At 65.6% G+C, this 2,261-nt stretch carries 3 protein-coding genes and 1 pseudogene; 2 read left to right on the plus strand and 2 right to left on the minus strand.

From position 1 onward, the window contains the following. The coding region (locus tag RIF85_RS15720) for an NAD(P)/FAD-dependent oxidoreductase (protein ID WP_309072836.1) at nucleotides 1-660 on the plus strand (660 nt) is incomplete at its 5' end. Then, a complete protein-coding gene (locus RIF85_RS15725; protein WP_309072837.1) occupies nucleotides 660-1,319 on the plus strand; it encodes a class I SAM-dependent methyltransferase in 660 nt (219 codons plus the stop codon). The genes RIF85_RS15720 and RIF85_RS15725, both read left to right, overlap by 1 nt. Nucleotides 1,320-1,329: 10 nt before the next feature. Here RIF85_RS15725 and RIF85_RS15730 read toward each other — a convergent pair whose 3' ends face one another. Both RIF85_RS15730 and RIF85_RS15735 read right to left on the minus strand, forming a co-directional pair. Beyond that, complete coding sequence (locus RIF85_RS15730) at nucleotides 1,330-1,764, minus strand: SRPBCC domain-containing protein (RefSeq protein ID WP_309072838.1); 435 nt, start codon at nucleotides 1,762-1,764, stop codon at nucleotides 1,330-1,332. 62 nt (nucleotides 1,765-1,826) lie between these two features. Continuing rightward, nucleotides 1,827-2,261 (minus strand): annotated as a pseudogene (locus tag RIF85_RS15735) (pyridine nucleotide-disulfide oxidoreductase); the annotation flags it as partial.

The following is a 2,261-nucleotide window of genomic DNA, read 5'->3' on the forward strand; positions in this document are numbered from 1 at the left end:
GAACGATGGGGTCAGGAAGTGCTGCATTGCCCCTTCTGCCACGGCTGGGAGGTCCGCGACCAACACATCGGTATTCTCGGCACCAGCCCCATGTCGGGCCACCAGGCCTTGCTGTTCCGCCAGTGGAGCAGCAACATCACCCTCTTCCTCAATGACACCGTAGAGCCCACCGAGGAAGAGTGGGAGCAGTTGGCTGCCCGCGGCGTGACGGTGGTGGACGGTGCAGTAGCGCGCGTCCTGAACGATAACGACGGCGGGCGGCTGAGCGGCGTCAAACTCGCCGACGGGCACGTGGTGTCTTTAGAGGCTCTTGCCGTCGGGCCGCGGTTCGTGGCCAACACCGGCATCTTCTCCAGCCTCGGGCTGACCCCGGTTCAGCACCCCATGGGCGTCGGCGAACACCTCGCCGTGGACGAGATGGGTGCCACCGAGGTCGACGGTGTCTGGGCAGCGGGAAATGTGGCAAACCTGATGCTGCAGGTCTTGCCGGCCGCTGCTTCGGGATCGATGAGTGCGGTTGCCATCAACAATCACCTCATGGCCGAGGAACTGCAGCAGGACCTCGCTGACTATCGTGCTTCATCGAACCGGCCCTCTCCCGATTCTCTCTCTTCCGTGCCCGCCCGCGGAGAGAGCAGGATAGGAGCGGAGGTTTCCTGATGCATGCACACCACCATCACCATGAGCACGAACCACGCGCGTTCGACGAAGCGTTCTGGAACGCCCGGTACGGCGAGAAGACCCGCATCTGGAGCGGTCGGCCCAATCCCCAGCTCGTGGCGGAGACCGGGGGCCTGACTCCCGGTACCGCGCTCGACGTCGGCTGCGGGGAGGGTGCGGACGCGCTATGGCTTGCCGAACGCGGTTGGGACGTGACCGGCGTCGACATCTCCACCGTTGCGCTGGCCCGCGCTGCGGAGCACGAGCAGCAGCAGCGCAAACCCGGCACCCGGCCGGTCCGCTGGGAACACCACGACTTCACGCAGTGGCAACCGCCGGCACAGGCGTTCGACCTGGTCACCGCACAATACATGCACCTGCCGACCGTGCAGCGCGAGCCGCTGTTCCGGAACCTGGCAGAAGCCGTCGCACCCGGAGGCACCCTGCTGATTGTGGGGCATGACCCGTCGGATATGCAGAGCGAGGCAGCCCGTCCCAACCTCCCCGACCTTTACTTCACAGGGAAGGACATCGCGGACATGCTCGGCGAGGGTTGGGAGCACGCGGTGATCGAGTCACGCCCGCGGGAAACCAGCGGCCCCGATGGCGCGACACTCGCCGTGGCTGATGCCATTTACCGGGGCCGCCGCCGCAGCTGAGGAGCTTCCGTCAGGAGACGACGAGCGCTTCCAGGTCGTCGAAGAATGCCTGGTAGCCCGCTGCCGTCTGCTCGCGCTGTTCCTCGGAAAACTCGGGGGCTTCCTGCACGAGCGTCATCTGGGTTCGGCCGTCCACATCGGCGAAGGTGACATGGATCGGAGCTCCGGGGTCGGTACCGGGCCGGTCCGTCATGGTCAGGGCGAGCCGCTCGGGCGGAGTCACCTCGGTGTACTCGCCTTCCCAGTTGATTGTGTTGCCGTCGGGAAGCTCCATCACTGCACGCCAGCTGCCACCGGGCCGGACGTCGAGCACCAGGGAGTCAAGCGGCACGTTCACCTGCGAGCTGCCGAACCAGACAGCAAAGTCTGCGGGGTCGGTCCATGCCGCGAAGACGCGTTCCCTCGGTGCAGCGAAGGTGCGGGTGACGGTGATCTGGTGAGACATGCGGGTCCTCTCCTGAGTGCGGTGGTGGAGCCAGGGTTACGCAGCTGGTTGCGCTGGATATCCTACGCGCGGCCCTTCAAAATGGCGTACCAGTACAGCCGCATGAACCCGTACCGTTCCACGAGCCAGGTCAGGCGCTTCTCTTTGGCGAGGCCTTTCCAGCCGGGAACAGATGGCTTGGGCGCCAGGGTGTCATCGAATTCGGCAAGCACCACTGTAGAGCGGGTGACGGTGAAAGGACAGGCGCCGTAACCGTTGTACTTCTGGCTTGGCTCGCTGCCCTTGAGCACAGATTTCAGGTTCTTCGCCAGGACCTTGGTCTGCTGGCGCAGCGCCGCGCCCGACTTCGAGTTCGGCGTCCCGGCGGCGTCACCGAGCGACCATACCTCCGGGTGGGTGATGTGTCGGAGGGTCTTCTTGTCGACGGCGACAAAACCGTCGTCGTCGGCCAGACCGGTGGAGCGGATCCAGTCCGGAGCGGACTGCGGCGGGCAGGC

It is taken from the genome of Arthrobacter sp., from assembly GCF_031179385.1.
In the GTDB taxonomy this organism is placed as follows: domain Bacteria; phylum Actinomycetota; class Actinomycetes; order Actinomycetales; family Micrococcaceae; genus Arthrobacter_D.